General features: G+C 44.0%; 22 protein-coding genes. 6 read left to right on the top strand and 16 right to left on the bottom strand.

Features of this window, described 5'->3' with window-relative positions:
• Window positions 1-833: IS110 family RNA-guided transposase (locus B151_RS0116095; protein ID WP_026166709.1), on the bottom strand; the 833-nt coding region annotated here is incomplete at its 3' end.
• A 373-nt stretch (window positions 834-1,206) separates the two neighbouring features.
• On the opposite strand from B151_RS0116095, the gene B151_RS0116100 reads away from it, so the two are divergent.
• On the top strand, window positions 1,207-2,160 hold the full coding sequence (locus tag B151_RS0116100) for a PH domain-containing protein (RefSeq protein ID WP_020404680.1): 954 nt from the start codon (window positions 1,207-1,209) through the stop codon (window positions 2,158-2,160).
• 399 nt (window positions 2,161-2,559) lie between these two features.
• Entirely contained in the window at window positions 2,560-3,135 is a 576-nt protein-coding gene (locus tag B151_RS0116105; protein WP_020404681.1) for a YdeI/OmpD-associated family protein, read from the top strand.
• A gap of 34 nt (window positions 3,136-3,169) precedes the next feature.
• On the opposite strand, the gene B151_RS0116110 is transcribed toward B151_RS0116105, so the two are convergent.
• The 6 genes from B151_RS0116110 to B151_RS0116150 form a co-directional block, all read right to left on the bottom strand.
• Window positions 3,170-3,715, bottom strand: a complete 546-nt coding sequence (locus B151_RS0116110) for a thioredoxin family protein (RefSeq protein WP_020404682.1) — start codon at window positions 3,713-3,715, stop codon at window positions 3,170-3,172.
• A gap of 2 nt (window positions 3,716-3,717) precedes the next feature.
• A complete protein-coding gene (locus tag B151_RS0116115; RefSeq protein ID WP_020404683.1) occupies window positions 3,718-5,949 on the bottom strand; it encodes a TonB-dependent receptor in 2,232 nt (743 codons plus the stop codon).
• 398 nt (window positions 5,950-6,347) lie between these two features.
• On the bottom strand, window positions 6,348-7,730 hold the full coding sequence (locus B151_RS19760; RefSeq protein ID WP_020404685.1) for a hypothetical protein: 1,383 nt from the start codon (window positions 7,728-7,730) through the stop codon (window positions 6,348-6,350).
• A 40-nt stretch (window positions 7,731-7,770) separates the two neighbouring features.
• Window positions 7,771-8,484: an ABC transporter ATP-binding protein gene (locus tag B151_RS0116135; RefSeq protein WP_020404686.1), complete on the bottom strand. Its 714-nt coding sequence runs from the start codon at window positions 8,482-8,484 to the stop codon at window positions 7,771-7,773.
• Window positions 8,485-8,833: 349 nt separating this feature from the next.
• Window positions 8,834-10,057, bottom strand: coding sequence for an ABC transporter permease (locus tag B151_RS0116145; protein WP_020404688.1), 1,224 nt, complete (start codon window positions 10,055-10,057; stop codon window positions 8,834-8,836).
• A gap of 1 nt (window position 10,058) precedes the next feature.
• Complete coding sequence (locus B151_RS0116150) at window positions 10,059-11,279, bottom strand: ABC transporter permease (RefSeq protein ID WP_051069763.1); 1,221 nt, start codon at window positions 11,277-11,279, stop codon at window positions 10,059-10,061.
• A gap of 123 nt (window positions 11,280-11,402) precedes the next feature.
• Here B151_RS0116150 and B151_RS0116155 point away from each other — a divergent pair, with 123 nt between their 5' ends.
• Window positions 11,403-11,756 carry a four helix bundle protein gene (locus B151_RS0116155; RefSeq protein WP_020404690.1) on the top strand — a complete coding sequence of 118 codons (354 nt, stop codon included), beginning with the start codon at window positions 11,403-11,405 and terminating at the stop codon, window positions 11,754-11,756.
• A gap of 86 nt (window positions 11,757-11,842) precedes the next feature.
• Here B151_RS0116155 and B151_RS0116160 read toward each other — a convergent pair whose 3' ends face one another.
• From B151_RS0116160 to hisG, 7 genes are all read right to left on the bottom strand, one after another.
• Window positions 11,843-12,544: an outer membrane lipoprotein-sorting protein gene (locus B151_RS0116160; RefSeq protein WP_211207867.1), complete on the bottom strand. Its 702-nt coding sequence runs from the start codon at window positions 12,542-12,544 to the stop codon at window positions 11,843-11,845.
• Window positions 12,545-12,581: 37 nt separating this feature from the next.
• A complete protein-coding gene (locus B151_RS19765) occupies window positions 12,582-13,160 on the bottom strand; it encodes a TetR/AcrR family transcriptional regulator (RefSeq protein ID WP_020404692.1) in 579 nt (192 codons plus the stop codon).
• Between the two features lie 109 nt (window positions 13,161-13,269).
• Window positions 13,270-13,884 (bottom strand): imidazole glycerol phosphate synthase subunit HisH, encoded by a 615-nt coding sequence (gene hisH / locus B151_RS0116170; protein ID WP_020404693.1) that lies wholly within the window; start codon window positions 13,882-13,884, stop codon window positions 13,270-13,272.
• Window positions 13,885-13,890: 6 nt separating this feature from the next.
• The gene (gene hisB / locus B151_RS0116175) at window positions 13,891-14,775 is read right to left on the bottom strand and encodes an imidazoleglycerol-phosphate dehydratase HisB (protein ID WP_020404694.1); all 885 of its coding nucleotides are present in this window, start codon (window positions 14,773-14,775) and stop codon (window positions 13,891-13,893) included.
• Between the two features lie 201 nt (window positions 14,776-14,976).
• Window positions 14,977-16,029 (bottom strand): histidinol-phosphate transaminase, encoded by a 1,053-nt coding sequence (gene hisC / locus B151_RS0116180; RefSeq protein ID WP_020404695.1) that lies wholly within the window; start codon window positions 16,027-16,029, stop codon window positions 14,977-14,979.
• Window positions 16,030-16,151: 122 nt separating this feature from the next.
• Entirely contained in the window at window positions 16,152-17,462 is a 1,311-nt protein-coding gene (gene hisD / locus B151_RS0116185) for a histidinol dehydrogenase (protein ID WP_020404696.1), read from the bottom strand.
• A 241-nt stretch (window positions 17,463-17,703) separates the two neighbouring features.
• Entirely contained in the window at window positions 17,704-18,585 is an 882-nt protein-coding gene (gene hisG, locus B151_RS0116190) for an ATP phosphoribosyltransferase (protein WP_020404697.1), read from the bottom strand.
• Between the two features lie 315 nt (window positions 18,586-18,900).
• On the opposite strand from hisG, the gene B151_RS0116200 reads away from it, so the two are divergent.
• The 3 genes from B151_RS0116200 to B151_RS20185 all read left to right on the top strand — a co-directional run bounded on the left by B151_RS0116200 (window position 18,901) and on the right by B151_RS20185 (window position 20,391).
• Complete coding sequence (locus B151_RS0116200) at window positions 18,901-19,359, top strand: DUF4174 domain-containing protein (RefSeq protein ID WP_020404699.1); 459 nt, start codon at window positions 18,901-18,903, stop codon at window positions 19,357-19,359.
• Between the two features lie 280 nt (window positions 19,360-19,639).
• Window positions 19,640-20,059 carry an OsmC family protein gene (locus tag B151_RS0116205; RefSeq protein WP_020404700.1) on the top strand — a complete coding sequence of 140 codons (420 nt, stop codon included), beginning with the start codon at window positions 19,640-19,642 and terminating at the stop codon, window positions 20,057-20,059.
• A 161-nt stretch (window positions 20,060-20,220) separates the two neighbouring features.
• Window positions 20,221-20,391, top strand: coding sequence for a YegP family protein (locus B151_RS20185; RefSeq protein ID WP_020404701.1), 171 nt, complete (start codon window positions 20,221-20,223; stop codon window positions 20,389-20,391).
• Window positions 20,392-20,533: 142 nt separating this feature from the next.
• On the opposite strand, the gene B151_RS0116215 is transcribed toward B151_RS20185, so the two are convergent.
• On the bottom strand, window positions 20,534-21,436 hold the full coding sequence (locus B151_RS0116215) for a M20/M25/M40 family metallo-hydrolase (RefSeq protein ID WP_020404702.1): 903 nt from the start codon (window positions 21,434-21,436) through the stop codon (window positions 20,534-20,536).
• A 116-nt stretch (window positions 21,437-21,552) separates the two neighbouring features.
• A complete protein-coding gene (locus B151_RS0116220) occupies window positions 21,553-22,482 on the bottom strand; it encodes an acetamidase/formamidase family protein (RefSeq protein ID WP_026166714.1) in 930 nt (309 codons plus the stop codon).
• Window positions 22,483-22,546 lie beyond the last annotated feature (64 nt).

Consider the following 22,546-nt stretch of genomic DNA (forward strand, 5'->3'; position numbering starts at 1 on the left):
CTAAAGGCAATCTTCAGGTACTTGTTGCCATCTTTGTTGCGTGACTTGTGACGACGCTTACCGCCGCTGTCGGCGGCTCCGGGAACCAAACGGCAGTAACTGACAAAATGCTTATCGCTTTCAAACCGGGAAATATCNCCGANCTCTGCCAGGATNCTCCAGCTGCTTACCTTGCCAATGCCCGGCACCCCGCTGATGCGATCATAGCCCGGAAAATCCGGGCGGAATGCGTCAATCTGTTTTTCAATACGGTAGGTCTGGGCTTCCAGCAGTCGGAATTGATCGATCTGAAGGCTTGCTTCCAGGCTGGATGCGGGAGGAAGATGACTGTTCAAGTGTTTTTCGAGCCTGTTCAAATCCCGGAATGGATACTTTGAAATAGACACATTGTACTTGAAAAATAGGTTGTACAAGCTGTCTTGCACCTTGCATCTGCGCCAGNCCAGACGAAGCCGCGCCCGAAGCAGTTCGCGCAGCTCCCGCTGGGNNCCCATTACCATATGGGCGGCAGGAATTAAATCGGCTGCTAACAGCTGAGCCAGTCTGTGGGCATCCACGGAATCTGTTTTTACTTTGGCATAAGCAATGGCTTTGAGCATTTTGGCGTGAGCAAGCACAAGCTCTATGCCCCGACTTTGGGCCCAGTCGGCCAGCCAGTACCAGCTGCTGGTGGCTTCCACCACCGCCTTAACCGGCCCNCTGAGCTCTTGAATCAGAGTATCCAGTAGCGNNGTATCNTTGGNNAGTTTCCANTCACCGATTNTNTTTCCNTTGGATGAAACCGCACAAATNGTCATATTACGNGTATGAAGATCTATTCCTAAATAGGTCATGACGTCCTCCTTGTGTTTAGATTATTGGGGAATAACTAATCTACGGGAGGACGTCCTTTTTGGAAAGATCAAGGCGTTTTAAATCGGACGCCCCGAATGCTCGGGGCAGGCTGGACGGGGTTCGATAGAAACTTGATTGCCAGGAATTAATTTCGCTACTTCAAATAAATCATAATCCCCGCGCCGTTTAAACGCCGGGTCGTTATAGGGCTAATACAAAAATTTAATGTTCACTAGAAAAGCAGATGTTTTTACATTGATATTGTCCACAACTCCTTCATTTTAACTTCACTATTTCAAGAATTACATGAACAAAACTAGTATAACCTGAACGGCGTTGGTGATATGCCAATGTTGACTACCATTACTTTATATGAGTATAATTCTACGAAGACAGTTTGTGAACTTCGAGCCAGATGAGTATGAATTACTTGGTTCGAAGGAAATTGAAGAGATTAAATCTATTTTCGAGCAATACCCATGGGAAGAACAAGTAAAAAAGCATCTTGAAGTTGTGGAATCTCATGCTTTCCCTTCGATAAACTTGGAGCATGGAAGCCGCCAATTAGTAATAACTGGATATGAATCAAATCGATTCTCAATTCAATTTTTTTATAAAAGAGTAATTAACAAATCAAAATTAGGGTACGATTTAACTCATGATGATGTGTTAGCCTTAATTGAAATATTCCCAAATGAGTCTACAACCGAATTTCTAAAAACTCTTAATAAGTTTAAACTCATTGAAACCACTTTACCTCAGAAGATTATCGGGGCATTCGGAAAAGGTAAAAAGAAAATGTATTCCAAAAATACAAGTAATACTGGATATCAATATGAATTTACTACGAAGCGTTTGATATACATGTTTGGATGGAGCACCCTTTATCTTCTAATGCCACTTGGAATACATATACTGGTTGGTAATGAATTTGATTTAACGGACTTCTTAATTTTTCAGGGATTTTGTACTCTGATAACACTTCCTGGGATTATAATTTCAGTTAACCATTTCAAAAAGAATGGTCAACTTAGGCTTCATTTCAACAAAAGAGAAAATCGTTTCATAGTATTTAACAAGAACGACAAATACATATTTGATAAGAAAGAAATCTCTAAGGTTTTTCGGTTCGTTTCAAGTTGGACCAACTCACCTTGGGGCGGCTATGAATACACTGTACTAAAGTTTAAAAATGAATCGGAGCTTTGGTTATCTAATATTTTAATTAAATCAGAAGACTTAGATAAACATATTAGCTTCGTAGATATGGAGTATAAAAAGCAATGGATTCCGCTTTTAAAGAAAACGACAGATAACAAACGCTAAAATAATTTCTGAAAACTTACTTCAAAGCACCCTATAAAGGCGTTTTAAATCGAACACGGAAGGGGTTCAATGGAACTTCTACTCGTTACGGTGCTCTGCTCCGTAATGCCAACCGGAGGCTCTGCCTCAAACTACTTGCTCAACCTGAACTTAAAGCTGTTAATTAGCTCTTAATTCCCGAGGCTTTTAAAACCTCACCAACCATAAACCGGCAACGGTAACAAAGAAGCCATCCGTTCAAAGTCTTTATCATGGTGCAGTAGCTCCACTTCATGTTCGATGCACCAGCTTCCAATTAGCATATTACTTGTGTGCAATAAAACTATTCAGTTACTTCAATTTAAAACGAAGATACTTACTGCTTAAACGCCAGGTCATTATTACGAAAAGTCTAATTCTATGCCGGAACCTGATCCAACAAAAATATTGCCCTTCACATCACCGAAAGAGCTCGGGCGATGGCTCGAACTGAATCACGACTCTGAGGAAGAACTGTGGGTGAAGATATTCAAGAAGAAGACCGGGATTCCCAGCGTGACCTGGAATGATGTGGTCATCGAAGTGCTTTGCTGGGGCTGGATCGACGGTATCAGGAAGTCATTGGATGAGCAGGCTTATCTTCTACGGATCACTCCCCGGAGAGCCGGAAGCAATTGGTCAAAAAGGAACAGAGAACATGCTGAGCGCTTGATCAAAGAGGGCAGAATGATGGAATCCGGACTCGAACAGGTTCGTGCTGCCCAATCAGATGGCCGGTGGGAAAAGGCCTATGTAGCTAGTGAACTGGAAGTGCCGGCAGATTTCCTGGATGCACTCCAAAGCAAACCGAAGGCAAAGCAGTTCTTTGAAACGCTCAACAAGTCGAGTCGTTATCAGATCGCCCTCGGATTGACATCCGCAAAAAGGCCCGAAACCAGACAAAGGCGATTTACAAAGTTCATGGATCTGCTGGCCCGCGAAGAAAATCCGATTTGACCCTTGCTCCGATACTCTGCCCCGGGACATTATCTCAAATGTCTCTCGCCCTCTCCGAGGCCACATAATTCAAGATCTCCTCAAGCTTGTCGGCTTCCGTAAACCCCGAAATATGAAACAGGTACTCCCCTTCCGGTGAAAGCAGTACCACCGCCGGAACGTTCTGTACATTGAACTTCTGGGCTAACCGAAGCGGAGTTAGAGAAAACTGTCGGTATTGTTTTCTGCTCTCGTTATCATCCCGGTTCAGGCGGGTGAGTATGAAGTCTTCATGCAATGTTTCTGAAAGCTCGGGATAAACTTCCTTTTCCATTTTTTTGCACCAGCCGCACCACGGAGCCCATACATCCACTAAGATCGGTTTACCTTGTTCTTCCGCCCGTTTCATGGTTTCTTCAAAAGATGTCCAGTTTAGTTCATTTTCCTGGGCTGATAATGGAGTTGAAAATAAAACTCCAATGAGTGTAAAAATACTCGCGAAGATGAGGTGTTTGCTAAAGAAATTTGACCTTTTTGACCGAACGCAGCGAAGACCGTTGGACGCTCGCAGGTTTTCCAGTTTTTTGTTTCTGACTTTCATAATTACCTCAGGTTTAAGCGTGCACCAATGGAGAACGTCCGGCCGATGATGGGACCCCAGGTGTAAATGGTATCGAAATTGGGTCCGAATGGATTCCCGGCATCCACCAGCGGACTTCCCTGCGTGTAATTGAAGATGTTTTCCGCAGACAAATAGGCTTCAAATCCAACCCCATTTTCGCTGTTCACATTGGTGAATTCTTTGGTGATCTTGAGATCGTGTGTGGAATACGCCGGCGATATCGATGAGCGGCCAAAATCTTCAGTGTAATTATCCGGCATGCGCTTTGGTCCCACCAGGTTGCCATTATATCCGAGGGAAATATCCACCGAGTTGATATCATAGGTGGCTCCAAAAACGCCGGTAAATTCCGGGGCATAAGCTAGCGCCTGTCGCTGTCCGTTCTCTTCAGTGTACACATCCATGATCGTCACACTGGCATTATAGGTAATGGGAAGTGCGGTGAAATTCTGTTCCAGTCCCACCGAAAAGCCACGCGTTACCGAAAATCCATCCAGGTTTTCATAGATGATTAGGTTCGGATCCTGTTCATAATCCGGGATGATCTTATTGGAGAAATGCGTGTAAAATCCATCTAAACTCACTGTCATTGGATTCGTGCCAAAGGCAATGATCTGCTCCAGACTCGCCGTGATGCTTCTGGATTCCTCGGCTTCCAGGTCTTCGTTGAAAACGACGTCACGCGAACCGGTCAGAGCCGCATGATCTTCCGTAAATACATTCACCACCCGAAATCCGGTTCCCGCACTTACCCGAAAGGTGGTTATATCCGAAGGACTGAATTTGGCGGACAATCTCGGAGCAGTTACATAGCCATGTTCGGAGTGATGATCGACCCGAAGTCCGCCCAGAAAGGTGAAATCTCCGGTCTTTAGTTCTCCCTGTGAAAAGATGCCAGGAATCCATCTCCGGTCGGTTCCGTCTGAAGTAGCCGGGGTGTTGTCGTTATAGGTTTCATATCGAATGGAGGTTCCTGCCAGGAGTTGGAAGTTTTCGCCGATGGGCTGATCCCAAGTCGCCTGACCAAATGCGACGCCCTGCTGTGCATCGTACCAATCGGTTCCGTAATAACTATCCTGGTCGTGATAAGTGATGGCGCTATTTATCCGCAGCTTTTGATTGAATCCGGCGGGGCGGTATTCGGTAAGGAATTCAAATCGGTTCGTGTAAATAGATTCCCCATAGATTTGGTCGGAGCCGCGAAGGTTATCCGAGAATTGCCGAAGTCCGCCCGTACGATTCTCGGAATAGAATTTGGTGGCTACATTTAATCTTGGTTCAAGATTTTTGCCCATCAAGGTTCCCTTTCCAAATAAAGAAACCCGCGACTGCTTTACCAGGTCGTTGAAGTTATCACCGTTTTCATCAAAATAGTTTTCGAGTCTCAGTATGTTTCCACTTACAAATCCCTCAAACCGTCCGAACTTCGGAGAGTATGCGATATTGATGCTTCCCTCCTCTGTGCTCTTGGCGTACACATCCGCAGAGAGAGTGGGCGTCAGCGCCGGGTTTTTGGTGATGATGTTTACCACTCCGCCCAGCGCCTGTGTACCATACAATGTAGATTGAGGTCCTTTGATCACTTCCACCTGATCGATGATAGACGGACTGATCCCGTTCAATCCATACACCGAAGCCAATGCTCCCATGATGGGCATTCCATCAATTAAGACCGCTGTGTTAGGACCTTCCACTCCGTTGATCCTAATAGCATTGGTTCCACAGACGCCACAATTTAGTTGGGTTGAAAGTCCGTTTACGCTGCTGATCAGATCCATGATGTTGGAGCTCGTTCTTCCCTGCTGCAGCTGTTCGGACTTCACCACCTGTACTTTTACAGGCGACTCTTTCACATAAGTCTGACGCATGGTTCCGGTCACTACTATTTGGTCCAGCTCCAACACAGAACCTTTTAAAGTGAATTCCAAGTACGTAGTCTCCCCTGCTTTTACCGTAACTTTTTTGACCACCTTCTTAAATCCAACGGCGCTTATTTGAAGTTCATAAGATCCAGCAGGAATGTGCTCTATGATGAATGTTCCACTTTCATCAGTCGGGGCTCCCTTATTCAAGCTTATGATCCCAGCATTCGCCCCAATAACCGGTTCGCTCTCAGAAAAAACGGTCCCTGAAATTTTCCCCAACCGTTCCTGAGCCTGTACGTTCCCACTGAAACAGAGGAACAATGCGAAAATGACTGCTATTATTTTCATGACTATACTTATTTTTAGCTTTGACTAAATTTAAGAATAGACAGAACAATAATTCAACAGATATAACAAAATATTTAGCCTTGACTAATAATTGATCGGTATTAAAGACAAAAATAGTTTAAATATGAGGTAAAATAAGTTCGGCCTTAGAGAAAAGAGCGTTAAGAAGCTGACGAAATGAAGCGTTTAGAAAGAAATCATACCGCATGACTATAGGCTTTCCGGCAAACTGTTTAAGGAGCATTGATTTCTTTTAGTGCAATGAAGACAGCTTTAGCTCTTTTCTCGCAGCCGAGAGTTTTTGGTTCTTTTGTCGGTACAAAAGAACATAAGCTTGGTTCTCGAATTACCAAACATGCACAAGCGATAAGCTTCAATAAATTCTTTATCAACCTTGCTCAGTAGGAATATTTTAGGCGGAAGAAGAAGAGATTCGGAGTTTCGGTTAGATCAGAAAAAACCGAGCCTTTTAGGAGTTGAGCGAGTATCAGGAAGTCGATGTTTTCGGTAAGGGAGCGAGTGAATTGAGGAATTATAATGAGCATCTTACGATCAAAACTGCCCATCAACCCACCCGACAAACTGGTCAATGGGTTCAATTGAAAAGAGGTATTCACAAAATATCCGGTTTCTGCAATAAACAGATCCGATGCGCTGGGTGGACGTGTTAACTGCCCCAATGGATTTGCCGACTCATTCCAACCGCCGTTGTATAATAATTCTGAAGAAACATACACTCCATTGGAGAACATGTAATCGCCTCCCAAGCTTGCCGTGAGATGCCCGGATTCATCCAAAAAATTTTCTCTGGGGTGAAAATACGACACTTCCCCTTTGAATCCGGCAGTGCTTAGGTATCCACTCCATCCGGCTCCGATAGCTAGCTCTTGAAGGTAGTTTCCGGCAATAAGCTGAATATCGTATTCGCCCAAATTACCCCTAAACATGCCTGCGATCACAGACTCGTCCAGCGATTTTCCCAAGCGATAGCCTGCTTCTATGCTGGAAGCATAGCTCCACGAATAGGAAGCATACAAGGCATCCGTGCCGGGACGTTCCTCATAATCAAAATCCAGATAGGCGTAGGCGTTGAACAGATCATTGGGATTCCACACCATCGTCTTCCCCCAATTTATGCGCTGCCGACCCAGGTGCACTTCCCACGGCCCTTTGAAATACGAGACATGCAGCCGGTCGATGGCCGAATTTAAGACCGTATGGTCGCCATCGATCCAGGTATGACTCAGATCAAAATAGCCGGGATCGTTTTCAAGAAAGTCACCATAACCGGGTGTATTGTTGACGGTCCATCCGTTGAAAAGGCGTGTCCGGACATCGGCCCGAAATTCAAAGTGTTCTCCAAAATCAAACTCAGATTCTATGCGATGATGAAGGATGTTGTCGTAGCGAATAGTTTTGAGATCGTTGCTCAGGCTGATGCTTCCCAGTTCTTTGACGTATCCGCTTAAATCTGCGTCAAGGTTTTGAGCTTCGATGGTTGATGGGAAGAGTAGAATTAGAAGTAGAAATAATAGGCTGAATCCACCCCTGCCCTCTCTCTTCCCGATCCTCGGGACAGTGGAACTGAATCCGGTCTCTCTCCGAAGAGAGATAGGTTCTAGCCGGTTCACCCAATTTTGTCCAACAAGAAAATCATCACCAAAGTTAAGAACCTGTGTCCCGCCGGAGGGACCGAAAGAACGGCTCGCCGTTACTTTCAGGGAGGAGCGTGAGTCGGCACAATCCAAAACTTCGCTATTCAAAATTCCTTGATTCATCATTCAATATTCAAACAACGGCTCAGCGAGCCGAGGTACGTTCTTAATTCGATGTTCCTTGCTCGATGTTGGATGTTCTCTGCTCATCCGAATCCACTTTTCCATCTACCAGGGTAACCACGCGCCGGGCTCGTTCTACCACGCGTTGATCGTGTGTGGAGAAAATGAAGGTGATGCTTTCTTCTTCATTCAATCGCAGCATCATATCCAGCAAGTTGGCCGTTGAGGCGGAATCTAAATTGGCGGTGGGTTCATCTGCGAGGACAAAATCCGGTTTGGAAGCGAGTGCTCTTGCTACCGCCACGCGTTGTTGTTGTCCGCCCGAAAGTTCAGCGGGACGTTTATCCACTTTGTCCTCCAGTCCCACCATTTTCAGCAATTCCATGCTTCGCTGATTGCATTCTTTTTGAGGTCGCCCCTGCATTTGTAGAATGAAAGCAATGTTCTCTTTAGCAGTCAAAACCGGGATCAAATTGTACGCCTGAAATACAAACCCGATGTGATGCAGCCGGAAGTCGATCAACTCTCGTTCCTTCAGTGAAAACATATCGGTCCCGTGAATTTTGACTTTTCCTTCGGTCGGCTCATCCAGTCCGCCGATGATGTTGAGCAAGGTCGTCTTCCCAGATCCTGACGGCCCCACGATTGCCGTAAACTCCCCTTCATTGATGTCCAGATCCACTCCATTCAACGCATGAACCGGAACCTGATCCTTGTTGTACACTTTCTTGATATCACGAACCTGTATAATGGACATGAGATTTATAATTTATAATGAATGATTTTTGATTGAGGGATTCATGGCTGGATGGTTTCTTATTTCAACTTCCCTGCCTTTTCCAACACTGTCCTCTCTCTTCCCGATTCTCGGGACAGTGGAACTGAATCCGGTCTCTCTTACCTCTTCGGCAAGCAGGCTCCGAAGAGAGATAGGTTCTGGCCAATGCTTAGAATTTCGTCCTAATAAAAAATAGTCATCATCAGCAAGAACCTGTGTCCCGCCGGAGGGACCGAAAGAATGGCCCGCCATTGCTTTCGGGGAGGAGCGTGAGGCGGTCCAATTCAAAACTTCGCTATTCAATATTCCTTGCTCGATATTCACTATTCTACACTTTTCTTATGGCTTGAACCGGATTTAATCTAAGGGCTTTAATAGAGGGATAGATCGCCGCAAATAGAGTAGCAACCAGCATCAGCAATCCAATATTCACAAAATATCCTTCGGGCAATTCCGGGTAGATCATCGTGCTCATTCCGTAATCCTCCAGCCCTTCGGCAAAAGCACTCAAGTCGATACCTACTTCGCTTACCCACTCAATAGTGATCCAGCTCAAAAGCATGCCAAACGGAACTCCCACCATCGTCAAAAACAGGGTCTCCAGCATGATCATCGAAAACGTTCGTAATCGGTTCACCCCAATGGCCATGAGCATGCCAAGCTCCTGAGTCCGCTCTAATACGGCCATCAGCATAGTATTTACGATCCCAAATGAAAGCGCAATAGCAATGATCACCATAAAAATATAGAGGGCAAGGTCGAGGCTGGAATCGGTATATCGCAGCGATGGTGACACATCTCCCCAACTCTGAAATTGCAGGGTTGAAGTTTGAGCGAGCGAATCTCTATAGATATCTGCGTTCTTGAAGTTATCTACCATGATCGCAATTTCGTGAACTGTTTGGTCACGCCCTAACAATCGATTCAGGTCTTCCCGGTTCACAAACACCTGGGTTTCATCGAAGGAAGAATTGGGCGTATCAAAAATGCCGGCCACCCGAAACGCGCCACCGGTCAGGTTCCCCTCCACATCCTGAAAATTAACGACCAATCGAGAACGCAGCTCCAATTTCAACCGCTTCGCCAGGTCATCACCGATAAGTATCGGGTTTCGTGCATCCAGACTCAGATTTTCACCTTCCTGAATGTAAGAATACAATTCAGAAACCAGGGTATCTTGCTCCAGAACGACTCCTTTGGCGGTCACACCGTAGGTATTCGTAGCGCTTGCGGCTAATCCCTGCACTACACTTCTCGCGGATGCCGAGCTTACAAAATCATACCGCTGAATTTCATTTAAAACAGAATCTGCATTAGGAATGAAATAGCGGGGAAGGTTCTCTTCATTGTATTTGGGATGGTGAACCTGTAAATGTGATACCGATATGTTCAACTGATTGGTGATGTATTGGGAACTGAGTCCGTTCATCAATCCCGTGGAGAAAATACCGGCCCAGGTGCCCAATACAACAGCTATAATGACAACTCCGCTGCGGTGTTTATTCCGCCATACGTTCTTCCAACTCAGTTTTATGATCGACCAAAATTTCATATCAATGTCGCATGGCCTCCACCGGTTTTAGTTTACGCATGTGCAAAAGCGGATATAATGTAATCACAAGTGCGATGATCAAAACGATCAAACCTTGTTGTATCAAAATAGACGGATCGGTGGAAAACCGGATGAACGGTTCCATTCCATATTCCTCAATTGCCATTGCTGTTTCACCGGAAAACTCCAGTGGGTTGAAATGAAAATAGTACATGATCGGTAAGCTAAAAAGCATTCCAAATCCGGTACCCAAAAACGTGATAAACAACATTTCCAGGATCAGCATAATGGCCATTTTCATCCGGGCCGTTCCGATTGCGATCATCACACCCAACTCAAATTTTCGTTCAGCGGTCATCATCAAAATGGTTCCAAAAATGCCAAAACCTACGATCATGTATAGTATAAGCAATAAGATCATCCCGCTGCCCCGGTCAGCTTCAATGGCTTGAACCAATTCCGGCATGATCGTCTGCCAGCCTAACACTGCATATTCATCACCCAGATCTGATCTTAACTCGCTTACCACTTTGGATACTTGTTTGGGATTTTTTAAAAGGACCACCATGGAAGTCACACGATCCTCTGCAGCATAGAAACTTCGTGCCGTCTGCAAGGGTAAATACACCATGGCATCATTCATTTCAGGTAATCCAAACTTCATGATTCCCGTTATCGGATAGGCGCCGGCTGCACTCATGCCCCGAAATCCCTGACCTAACAAAACCAGGGTATCTCTCACGGTGACATCCAAAAACTCAGCCAGACCTTCTGACACTAATACCCCATTTTCAGAATCAGAGTTGAAATAAGTTCCTTCTATGATCTTTTGATCAGGAGCGCTAAGCGTCTTTTCTTTATCCGGGTCGATGCCGATCACCATTGCGGCTTTACTTCGATCTTCTCCTGCTGCCAGGGCATAAGAATCAATCCGTGGTATAACGCTTTCAATTTCGGGGTGAGCCTGAAGCTGATCTGAAAGAGACTGTTTGACTTCGAGGCTGTTATCCAGGGTCGATTCATCGAAATAACCCGGTTTTTGAACTTGCAGATGCCCCGTGAAGGAACCCACCGTATTATCGATCATTTGGTCGTATTGCCCCTGTTGCATAGCACTCATCACCGAAGAAAGCAGTACTGCCATCACGATCGAGGCCATGGTAATCAGCGTCCGCCGCTTATTCCGCCAAATATTTCGCCAAGCAAGCTTTAAATACAGCATTTCAGTTATCAGTTATCAGTTATCAGTTATCAATAAACAGTTTCTTTGCACTTCAAAAAATTTTGTAAGGAGTTTGGTTTTTATTGCTCTTACTAAATGAACTATCATAAATTCTATTAAAACATGCATAAAAATAATCTCTACGATAAAGCTTATGCTTTTGCAATCCGGATTGTTAAAGGATATCAATTCTTAAGTAAAGAAAAACGAGAATTTATTCTTTCAAAACAGTTACTTCGTAGTGGAACAAGTATTGGTGCAAACATTGCTGAAGCCAATGGAGGTATTTCAAAAGCCGATTTTTCGTCTAAAATTTCTATCGCGTATAAAGAATCTTTAGAAACAAAATATTGGCTAAACCTATTACACGATACTGACTTCATAAACTCAAAGACGTTTACCAGTATGAATGATGATGCAGATGAACTAAGCAGAATTATATTTTCCATATTAAAAACAACCAGAATTGGCAGTTAGCAGTACGTTTACGAATCCTGGAACTACTTTCAAATTTAACATCCAAATTGGTCACTGTTTACTGTTCACTGTTTACTGATCACTGATCACTGCACACGTCTCATATTCTGGACGGAGAAAAAGCTTTCCGGAATGCCTTCATTGAATTCCATCGATTCGTATTCGATGATCGTCTTGTGACCTTCTTTATCCTGGGGGATCATCTCCATTCTGGAGGGGATCTTTCTTCCGTCAAATTCCTTCACGTTCATTCCATTCATTATGTTGATCAGGTCTCCGAATTCATCGTAAAACTCGATCTTTAGTTCCAGATACTCTTCTTTTGAGACCCACACATCCACCCGGTCCCATACTACGGGAGCATCCGGTTTTGGGGTCATTTCGATCTTGTAGCATTCATAACCAGACACCGTTTCTTCTCCTGCAAGCTTATGATCATAGTCTGTAACCACAGACGATTCCCGCACCAGATCATCATTAGTAAAATCAGATCCCATCCACGATTGCATCATCATAGAAGGCGGCATTTTAATAGTCCGGCCCACGCTGGGAACCCAGTTCCATATTTCATTTCCCCTTTTCAGGAAAGCCGTGCCTTCGTCCCGTGCCGGGGCGGTGATTAAGATCAGCGAATATTCGTTGCCACGACTCCAGCTTTTCATAGAAACCGTTCGTTGCCAATTTGGACGGACGATGGTCATGCTCATTTCAGCCTCCAGCGATTCTCCCCGCATTTTTTCATCCATTTTTCGGATGATCTCGGTGGCATTCTGTGCAAAAGTTGGCATATAAAAAGCCATAAGCAATATAATCAGTATTCCTTTTCTAAGATGGCACATACTCCTCCATTATTTTAGTTTTCATTTCTTGCAACGGGTACTCGTCTCCCATACTGGCATAACCCAGCAAAATCCCATCCATCATTGCTCCTAATTTATAGGCTTCTATTTCAGGTTTTTCGTAATGCAACTCTTCCAGTAAATGAATGTACAACTGCATCTGTGATTTATTGACCTCATCCAATTTAGGCTGCAAGGTTTTCATGGTATCTGTTTGTAAGGCAAGTCCGATCATTAATTTACCAAGTCCTGTCTGGTTCTCGATAAACCCGAATGTTTGCTCCAAAATCTGACGGATCTTATCGGTGGGAGTAAAACCCTCCGGAAAGTTTAAGATCTCTTCTCCGATCTGTACAAGCTGATCAAAAATACCTTCCAGAATAGCTTCTTTACTGTCAAAGTAATGATAAATGAGTCCTTTGGAGACCCCTGCTTTTTTAGCCACTGCTGATATACTGGTCTTTGAATAACCTACATTGGCAAATAACTCGAAAGCGGCATCAAGAATTTGTTGTCTTGTTTGCTGCCGGATCTCTTCATTTTGTGCTTTTGTTCTCGGACTCATTTTAATTGACTGAACGTTCAGTCAAAAATTAAATGATAAAAAGATATAAAGCAAATATAGAAAGTGTGGCCTTAGGTTGTTTTAATGATGAGTTTTATAAGATAAGCAATCAGGCTTCAGTCCTTTTCTCCGCATACACCATATCCAGGAAATTCTGCAGTACCATAGAGCCCACATTACCGGATTTTTCGGGGTGAAATTGAACGCCCACAAAATTGTCTTTAGCTACAATGGCTGTAAAATCCTGAATGTAATCACAGGATGCGAGGGTATTTTTACTGATTGGAGCATAATAGCTATGCACAAAATACAGATAATGTTTGGGACTGAAATTTTTTAAGATAGGATGTTCATGTCCATTCGTCTGTATTCGATTCCAACCCATGTGCGGAACTTTAGCCTCTTTCTCATCGAATTTTTTAAGTGAACCGGGGATGATCCCCAAACCAACCGTATCTCCTTCAGTCGAAGATTCAAACATGAGCTGCATACCTACACAAATTCCCAAAACAGGTTTCTTCGTCTTTTTCAGCCAATCGGCCACGCCCTGATCCTGAAGTGAACGCATGGCAGAGGCTGCATGCCCTACCCCGGGAAATATGATTCCATCTGCTTTTTCGAGCTCCTCGGGAGTATCAGCCAAATAATAATCGGCACCCAATCTCTCCAGTGCATTTGCAACTGATGCCGTGTTTCCTGCTTTATACTTGATGATAGCGATCATAAATGTTTACAAAGTTCCTTTCGAACTTGGAATTTGGTCAATTATGCGCCCGTTCTGTTCTATAGCCATCTTTAAAGACCGGGCGAGACCTTTAAAGCAGGCTTCTATTTTATGGTGGTCATTTTCGCCTGCAAAGCTAACATGTAAAGTTGCCTTCAAGTTCATTGCCAGGCTATAAAAAAAGTGTTTCACCATTTCGGTTGGTAAATCACCAACGTATTCTCTCTGAAAGTCCCCATTGAACACCAAATAGGGACGTCCTGACAAATCTATAGCCACCGTAGCTTGCGTTTCGTCCATGGGCAACACAAATCCATAGCGCTCAATTCCTTTTTTATTTCCAAGTGCTTTGGTGATTACTTCCCCCAATGCAATGGCCACATCTTCGATGGTATGATGCTCGTCTACTTCCAGATCTCCATCACACTTCAGCTTCAGATCAATCAGGCCATGACGGGCGATCTGATCCAGCATGTGGTCAAAGAAATTCAGTCCCGTAGATATCTCTGCCTCACCGGTTCCATCCAGATTTACTTCTATGCTGATATTCGTCTCATTGGTTTTTCGTGCAATGGATGCTTTTCTAGCTTCAGTAGCGATGAACTTTACCAGTGCATTCCATTCTTCTGAAGCTATCAGCTTTTCCTTCCCTTTCAGAAGCACCAGTCCACGATCTTCTTCGGTGATCTCCAGGTCTGCTTCTCCTTCTTCGAAAAAAGAAATCCCTTCTTGCTGCAGCACTGTTTTTTGTTGGGGTGATAAAGATTCGGGTTTGATGAAAAGATCTCGTCCTCCATCCACGATCTGTTTCAGGGATGAAATGGTTTTTGCCCGAAATAGAAATTTCCCGGACGGATCATTCAATGCTTTTTTGGTGATGGAAATCAACATAGCTTGTATTTATTAGTTTTGAAGCTGAGCTTCAGTCATGCATTCCGCAGCAGAGTAGCGGAACGAGTTGGAAAATTGGTGTTAAACAACGATCAAATTGAACACAGATGTCACGGATGGAACGAATTACCACTGATTTGATCTTTTAAATCTGCGAACATCCATACAATCCGCCTCATCCGTGTTCCATTCAGATAGCCACTATTCAATATTCTCAAGCGCCGCAAAGAACCGGTCGTTTTCAGCAGCGGTTCCAATGGTTAAACGAAGGCAGTTTTCGCAATGCGGTTCGTTGCCGCGATAACGAATGATCACGCCTTCATCTGCCAGTTTGCGATAGACATCCTCTGCATCCGGAATTCGGAACATCACGAAATTGGCATCCGTTGGGAATACTTTTTCCACTCGTGCATTGGAAACCAATTTCCCGATCACGCGTTCCCGTTCTTCCATTATAGATTCTATATTTTTCTTAACGTGATCTAAATTCGCAAAGCCTTCCAGCGCTTTTTGTGATGTCAGTTTATTCACGTTATAGGGCGCTTTCACTTTCATCATGTACGAGATCACTTCCGCATTTGCTAAAGCAATCCCTAACCGAATGCCGGCCAGCCCAAACGATTTTGACAACGTTTGCAGCACCACCAGATTTGGAAACTCTGCAATGTTATTAGCCAAACTTCCCTGCCGGCTAAAGTCGATATAAGCTTCATCTACCACCACGATTCCATCAAACTCTTCCAGCACTTTAGCGATATCAGTCACACTCATACTGTTGGCTGTAGGATTATTCGGCGAGCAAATAAAGATCATTTTGGTTTCGGGTTGAACCGCCGCCAGGATCTTCTCGGGCTGAAGTTGAAAGCTTTCGGTGAGCAGTACTTCGTCTACCGGCACATCGTTGATGTTTGCCGATACTTTGTACATGCCATACGTCGGAGGATTAATGATGATCCGATCCTTGCCCGGCCGACAAAAGATGCGAAACAGCAGATCGATCGCTTCATCACTTCCCACGCCCACAAAAATGTTCTCCCGGTTCACCCCGCGAAAAGCCGCGATCTGATCACGCAGCTGCTCCTGATAAGGCATGGGATATCGGTTAAGTTCGAGCTCATCCGAAAAGGGAGCGCCGAAGCTGTTTTCATTGGCATCCAATAAAATGCCGGAATCAAAATCATCCCGCGCACTACGATAGGGTTTCAGGTCTCGAATATTTTCCCTCACCAGGGAGTTGATGTTTGTTTTCTTCATTTATACCGGTTTTGGTGTACTGCTTTCTTTATTTGTTTGAGGCAGAGCCTGCCTTTGTCGGCAGACAGGCCTCATGTTAGCATTCCGCAGCAGAGCAGCGGAACGAGCTGGCATATCAAAATTCAATGTTCCTTGTTGGATGTTGAATGTTCGATGTTCTTCAGCCGCAAGCTGACGGCGTTTTTGTGTGCCTGAAGTTCTTCTAATTCTGCCAGTTTTTCCACTGCCGGACCTATATTCTTCAAACCTTCTTCCGTTAATGATTGCATGGTCACCGATTTTTGGTAAGCTGCCAAGTTCACCCCGCTATACATTCTTGCATAGCCGTAGGTTGGTAGTGTGTGATTGGTTCCGGAGGCATAATCACCTACACTTTCGGGCGTCAACTGCCCCAGAAATACCGAGCCTGCATTGATGATCTTTTCGGTGTGAAACTCGGCATCTTTCACATTCACAATTAAATGCTCCGGGGCATATTGATTGGAAAACGAAAACGCCTCTTCCACCGAATCAACCACAATGGAATAACTGTGGCTAAGTGATTGCTTTGCGATCTCTTTTCGGGGAAGTTGATTCAGTTGATCTTCAAGTTCTTTATTTAATGCATCCAGATCAAAATCCGATGTAGCGACCAGCACCACCTGACTGTCTTTGCCATGTTCCGCCTGAGAAAGCAGGTCGGCTGCAACATATGCCGGATTTGCCTGAGCATCGGCAACCACCAACACTTCCGAAGGTCCCGCCGGCATATCGATCGAAATTTGTGCTTCGGAATTCTGTAGGATCATCTTAGCGGCCGTCACATACTGGTTACCGGGGCCAAAGATCTTATCCACTTTGGAAACGGTTTGAGTTCCGAACGCCATTGCTGCAACGGCCTGAGCTCCACCGGCCAGCAAGACCTGATCAACTTCCGCCTTCTTGGCAATGTAGATGATTTCGGGAGCCACAGTTCCGTCTTTTTGTGGTGGTGTAGCTAATACTTTGGTGGTACATCCCGCAATCAACGCCGGAATGGAAAGCATCATAGCTGAAGATGGCAGAATAGCCGTTCCGCCCGGCACATACAATCCCACTCGTTCTATAGGTCGGGCCACTTTCATACAACGTACGCCCGGCATGGTTTCCACCTCAATAGGCTCCTGAAATTGTGCTTTGTGGAAGCGAAAAATATTATCAAAAGCGAGGTCGATGGCCTTTTTCGTTTCTTCATCCAAAGAGACTTCCACCTCTTTTGGATTGATAACCACCGAATCCAGATTCACTCCATCAAATTTTTGGGTGAATTTCTTCACAGCTTCATCGCCATCTGTTTCAACCGCATCCAAAATGGGCTGAACCGTTCCAAAGATGGAAGTAAAATCGATCTTTGGGCGCTTGAGCAATTCCCTGTTTTCTTCGGGTGATAAAGCTGAGTAATTGTATGTTTTCATCACATTGCCTTATTGTGTGAGACAGAACCTGCCTTTGTTGGCAGACAGGCCTCAATTATGCATTCCGCAGCGGAGCAGCGGAATGAGTTTAAGTTCTTTAAATAATATATTTTAAAATATGCTGATCCTTGGCAACATTTACCCTCCCCTTAATCCCTTCCCTGGAGGGGAAATTCCTTGGATAAATCTTTCTATATAGAATACTTCGATATTCAATATTCCTTGTTCAATGTTGGATGTTCTACAAGATCATGCTTTCAATCGGCAGCATCACGATATCGGAGGCTCCGGCTTCTTTGAGTTCTTCCATCACGGTCCAGAATTTTTCCAGGGGAATGACCGTATGAATTGCTACCATATCCTTTTCAGCAAGGGGCATCACCGTCGGACTTTTCATCGATGGAATGATGTCTTTGATCTCTTCCACAGCTGATTCCGGGGCATTCATCATAATGTATCGGCTTTTGGCTGCTTGTTGATACCCATCCATCCGCACCAAAAACTTCTCAATCAGCTGTTGTTTTCCCGGAGAAAGCTCTTTGTTGGTCCGAATAAGTTGTGTTTGAGAATGAAGGATGGTATCCAATTCCACCAATCCATTTGCCCGCAAAGTACCCCCTGATGAAACCAAATCTACAATAGCATCTGCAACTTCAAGTTGTGGGGCAATTTCTACCGCTCCGGAAATCTCGATCACCTGAATGTCAATTCCCCGCTCCTCAAAGAAACTACGCGTCAAGTTGGGATAACTGGTAGCTACTTTCTTCCCAGCGAAATCTTCCGGCTTTTTTATATCTCCATTTTTTGGAGCTGCCAGTGAAAGGCGGCATTTTCCATATCCCAGATCACGAATAGGCGTAACATCAGCGCCGGTTTCCTGGGTTTCATTGGCGCCCACAAATCCAAGATCACAGACCCCATCTTGCACATATTCGGGAATGTCATCGTCGCGAAGCAGCAAAAGCTCCACATCAAAATTCCGGGTTTTTACAATGAGATTGCGTTTATAGTTATCGAATTCAATGCCAATGCCTTCAAGTAAATCGATGGTTTTATCCGTTAAACGGCCACTTTTCTGAATGGCAATACGCAGTGAAGTTGAAGAATCCTTCGTTCGGTTCATAATATTGATAAATAATAAGTTGGGTTAAAAATAAGAATAAAAGGATAGAAAAAAGAGTCGGGAAGGTGCCTTTAATGCACATGAATATGATGATGCCCTTGATGGGGATGATGGACATCATGATGAGAATGGGAAGCGATATGTATGTTGACTTTTATCACGGCTCAAAAATAGGGATTGTTTAAAAGCGGTACAACCAATTAATGTTTTTTTAACGTATGATCTTAACCATCATACAGGGAATGACGTTTCTAAAATTAAACTTTATTTCCGTTCTCCTTGTTTAACGCATGAATCTGAATATAAAGTTCTCTCATGAAGTTTCTTTTTACAACCGCATTTCTTTCTGCAGTCTTATTAAGCTCAATATCGGTGAGTGTAAATGCCCAAGGTTTTAATCTGAATGATCATAAATGGAAAGACCGTGTATTGCTGATCTTTTCTCCGAATACATATACGCATCATTACAGAGATCAGGTTAGAGAACTCAAAAGTGCAAAAAATGGAATTCAAGAGCGCGACCTGAAAGTGTACCATATACTGCAAGAATCGAGTGCCTCTGTTAAAGGTGAGATCATTGAAGGTGAGGAAACCGATCCCCTTCTTTCTGAATTTGATGTTTCACCTTCTGAATATACCGTGATCCTGATCGGTAAAGATGGAACAGAAAAGCTCAGGACAAATGAAACACTCAGCGCCAGACGTCTATTTAAAGAAATTGATGCGATGCCCATGCGGAAGTTGGAGATGAAAGAAAAAGGCGAGGAGAATTAAGGAATAAAGATTAAAAATTAAAGATTGGGTCCCTGAGCAGGTTTCCACCGTTTCAGACAAAATCCATTCATCTCCCCGTTTATAGTCAATAGAACATCAAAACCTATTCTCAGGAAATGGAAAATGGAGTTTTAAATTGCTGTTACATCTTTAGGCTGGGTTTAGATAGGTTATCTGATTTTTCAGGTTAGAGCCGGGCCATGGGTCAGAAGCTTATTTTGGTTCCTGCATACATAAATCCGTACTTTTAACGCTTAATTTAATAACAAAAATCTCTGTGATGAAAATAGACGTAAACTGGTTGGGTAACGATTTTCATTTTGAAGCTGAAAATGAAACCAAAGGAAAGATCCGTATAGACGGCAATAATGAGATTGGAGGTTTGGAAGGCGGACTTTCACCTATGCAATTACTTTTGGCAGGAGCCGGGGGATGCAGCGCTATCGACGTACTTCACATTCTTGAAAAACAAAAACAGCAGGTCAAAAGCCTTAAAGTGGAAGTGGACGGAGATCGACAGAATGTGGAAGGTGAAAGTCACTCGGAATACAAAACCATTCACATGCATTATACTCTGGAAGGTGATCTTGACCCTAAAAAAGTGGAACGAGCCCTTGAGCTTTCTATCACCAAATACTGTTCGGTTTCCAAAGCACTGGAAAAAGGCTCAGAAATCAGTTATGACTACGAGATTAAATAATTGAAGACATAGGATTAAAGATTAAAAATTAGTGGTGAGTGGTATTAATGCTTAATCTTCAATTTTGAATTTTTAATCCCAAAAAGCCTTCAAAATTGCTTCTGAGGGGCATTTTAGCTATTTTATAGGATAGTAAATTTCAATAAATCAGATACTTACCTATGGCTAAATGTGAATTATACCAAGACGTTAAAGGCGAATGGAGATGGAGACGCGTTTCTAAAAGCGGAGATATTGAAGCCTTTTCCAGTCAGGGTTTTGAAAAAGAAGAAGATGCCCGAAAAGACGGGAAAGATTGCAACGAATGCACCAGCTATCTGAGAAAGTTTTAACGAATTTCGATTGTAAACTTTTAAGCCTCTCTTTAAACGGAGAGGCTTTTTTTATCGGTTAGGTGTTCTATTCTGGTGACATACGCTCTGCGTTGTCACCTATCCCCTACGACGCAGTGCGTGCGTAGTGAGGTTAAAAATCCTACAACTCATCAAAAGCCAAAATGGCATTCAGGATCATCCGCACGGTTCCTTTGTAGAATTCCTGAGGGATGGTTCCAAAATCATCCGTGTGTCGATGATAGTGCTCGTGATCTGCTACACCAAAATAGATGAATGGAACGCCCTGCTGATGAAAAGGGCCGTGGTCTGAGGCATAGGTCCAGTCGTCAAGTTCGCTATCAGGATCATCGTGCCCAAATAATAGATTAATCTGACCGGTATCAATACCATCCAGAACGGGCTTCAATTCCGGGTAATGATACGTTCCCACCGCATAGATCTCATTCGAATCATTTTGTGCGATCATATCCAGGTTGATGTTCATCTTCACTTTGTCCAGAAAAATGGAATCCTGTACAAAAGCCCTCGCTCCCTGAAGCCCCATTTCTTCCGCATCAAAAGCTGCGAAGACCAAGGTATGATTAGGTTGATCCTGGCTGAAGTAATCAATGTAAGCGATCAATGCAGCGGTTCCGGAGGCATCATCATCAGCCCCATTAAAGATCAGTGAATCTTGCATTCCAAGATGATCATAGTGCGCAGTAATCACGATCACTGAATCCGTTTTTCCCGGAACCTGTCCTATTACATTTATACCGGTCATCTCTTCACCCTGCCGATTTCTAAAATTAAATTCATGCGTGTAAGTTCCTTGGAAAGGTTCAGCTCCCTCCTCTTTAAACCGCTCCACCAAATACTCCCGAGCAATTCGGTTACCCTCTGATCCAGCTCTTCGTCCTTCGGTAGTATCGGATGAAATAAACCGCAGGTCTTCTATAAGCCGATCGGTGTCAAGAGATGGAGTTGGAGTCTCCTGTTGAGATGTACAGGAGATGAATAGTGCGACAATGAATACAAGGAGTAATTTTAGTGATGATTTCATTTTATTGGTTTGATGATATTTAGTTGAGGAATAACCCTCAGAGGTTATTCAGTTGATCACTCCTATCGGAGTTAGCCATTCGTTCCTGTGCTCAGCATTGGGACGTGAAGTAGGTATCATTCTTTAAAAATATCCTTCGGCATGTGCATGGAAACAAGCATATGGGGAACATCCACCACTTCTGCGATCTTCAGGTCGCCGGCCAAAGAACAAAGTGCATAGGCATCATTTCGGTTCATACCTTTTTCTTCTACCAAGTAATCCACCATGTAGCGAGTGGCTTTTTTGGCAGCTTCATCCACGGTTTCAGCAAATCCGGTTACGGCGTAGTACTCTTCGGTTTCGTACTGAGGCTCACTGATCGTTCTACCTCCTTTGATGACTTCCACTTCATAAATGATCTTCATCGGAGCTTCAATAGCCGTTCCACAAACTTCTCCATGACCCTGTGCAGCATGCGTATCGCCGATTGAAAATAAAGCGCCTTCAACAAAAACCGGAAAATAGACTGTAGAACCTTCCGTCATATTTGGATCGTCCATATTACCTCCATTTGCGCGCGGAGGAATGGTAGAAAGACTGTCTTCAGTATCCGGAGCTACGCCCATTACGCCGGGAAATGGTTTGAGTGGAATCTCAATGTTTTCAGAAAATTTAGCAGTTTTCTTGTCTTTGCCGAGTTCAAAGGTCTTCAACCAGGGCTCTTCAAATTCATCAGCTAAAAAACCAAACCCCGGAATGATGGCAGTCCACCCCCAATTTCCCATTTCTATTTTGTGGAGCGTCACTTTCAACACATCCCCCGGTTCGGCTCCTTCCACATAAACAGGGCCCGTTAAGGGGTGAATAGGATCAAAGCTTAGGTTTCCAAGATCTTCCAGTGTAGAATTCATATCTAACTGACTGGCAGATGCTTCCTGGGTCGCAACCTTAATGACTGACCCGGATGGTACTTTCAATACCGGCTCAATGGTGCTGCTCCAGCGAGCGTGCACATTCTTATCGGTGATCTCATAGTCGTATGCAATTTCTTGCTCTGACTTCATATTATTTTGTTGCACACATGCCGTGAACATCAGCCCGAAAAAAAATACTGATAGCAGAAATACC

It is taken from the genome of Gracilimonas tropica DSM 19535 (assembly GCF_000375425.1).
GTDB classification, from domain to species: Bacteria; Bacteroidota; Rhodothermia; order Balneolales; family Balneolaceae; genus Gracilimonas; species Gracilimonas tropica.

What these genes read in the sequence shown, in the direction of transcription:
- B151_RS0116100 (WP_020404680.1), top strand. Translation starts at nt 1,207, where the DNA reads ATGAGTATAATTCTACGAAGACAGTTTGTGAACTTCGAGCCAGATGAG.
- B151_RS0116105 (WP_020404681.1), top strand. Translation starts at nt 2,560, where the DNA reads ATGCCGGAACCTGATCCAACAAAAATATTGCCCTTCACATCACCGAAA.
- B151_RS0116110 (WP_020404682.1), bottom strand. Translation starts at nt 3,715, where the DNA reads ATGAAAGTCAGAAACAAAAAACTGGAAAACCTGCGAGCGTCCAACGGT.
- B151_RS0116115 (WP_020404683.1), bottom strand. Translation starts at nt 5,949, where the DNA reads ATGAAAATAATAGCAGTCATTTTCGCATTGTTCCTCTGTTTCAGTGGG.
- B151_RS19760 (WP_020404685.1), bottom strand. Translation starts at nt 7,730, where the DNA reads ATGATGAATCAAGGAATTTTGAATAGCGAAGTTTTGGATTGTGCCGAC.
- B151_RS0116135 (WP_020404686.1), bottom strand. Translation starts at nt 8,484, where the DNA reads ATGTCCATTATACAGGTTCGTGATATCAAGAAAGTGTACAACAAGGAT.
- B151_RS0116145 (WP_020404688.1), bottom strand. Translation starts at nt 10,057, where the DNA reads ATGAAATTTTGGTCGATCATAAAACTGAGTTGGAAGAACGTATGGCGG.
- B151_RS0116150 (WP_051069763.1), bottom strand. Translation starts at nt 11,279, where the DNA reads ATGCTGTATTTAAAGCTTGCTTGGCGAAATATTTGGCGGAATAAGCGG.
- B151_RS0116155 (WP_020404690.1), top strand. Translation starts at nt 11,403, where the DNA reads ATGCATAAAAATAATCTCTACGATAAAGCTTATGCTTTTGCAATCCGG.
- B151_RS0116160 (WP_211207867.1), bottom strand. Translation starts at nt 12,544, where the DNA reads ATGCCAACTTTTGCACAGAATGCCACCGAGATCATCCGAAAAATGGAT.
- B151_RS19765 (WP_020404692.1), bottom strand. Translation starts at nt 13,160, where the DNA reads ATGAGTCCGAGAACAAAAGCACAAAATGAAGAGATCCGGCAGCAAACA.
- hisH (WP_020404693.1), bottom strand. Translation starts at nt 13,884, where the DNA reads ATGATCGCTATCATCAAGTATAAAGCAGGAAACACGGCATCAGTTGCA.
- hisB (WP_020404694.1), bottom strand. Translation starts at nt 14,775, where the DNA reads ATGTTGATTTCCATCACCAAAAAAGCATTGAATGATCCGTCCGGGAAA.
- hisC (WP_020404695.1), bottom strand. Translation starts at nt 16,029, where the DNA reads ATGAAGAAAACAAACATCAACTCCCTGGTGAGGGAAAATATTCGAGAC.
- hisD (WP_020404696.1), bottom strand. Translation starts at nt 17,462, where the DNA reads ATGAAAACATACAATTACTCAGCTTTATCACCCGAAGAAAACAGGGAA.
- hisG (WP_020404697.1), bottom strand. Translation starts at nt 18,585, where the DNA reads ATGAACCGAACGAAGGATTCTTCAACTTCACTGCGTATTGCCATTCAG.
- B151_RS0116200 (WP_020404699.1), top strand. Translation starts at nt 18,901, where the DNA reads ATGAAGTTTCTTTTTACAACCGCATTTCTTTCTGCAGTCTTATTAAGC.
- B151_RS0116205 (WP_020404700.1), top strand. Translation starts at nt 19,640, where the DNA reads ATGAAAATAGACGTAAACTGGTTGGGTAACGATTTTCATTTTGAAGCT.
- B151_RS20185 (WP_020404701.1), top strand. Translation starts at nt 20,221, where the DNA reads ATGGCTAAATGTGAATTATACCAAGACGTTAAAGGCGAATGGAGATGG.
- B151_RS0116215 (WP_020404702.1), bottom strand. Translation starts at nt 21,436, where the DNA reads ATGAAATCATCACTAAAATTACTCCTTGTATTCATTGTCGCACTATTC.
- B151_RS0116220 (WP_026166714.1), bottom strand. Translation starts at nt 22,482, where the DNA reads ATGAAGTCAGAGCAAGAAATTGCATACGACTATGAGATCACCGATAAG.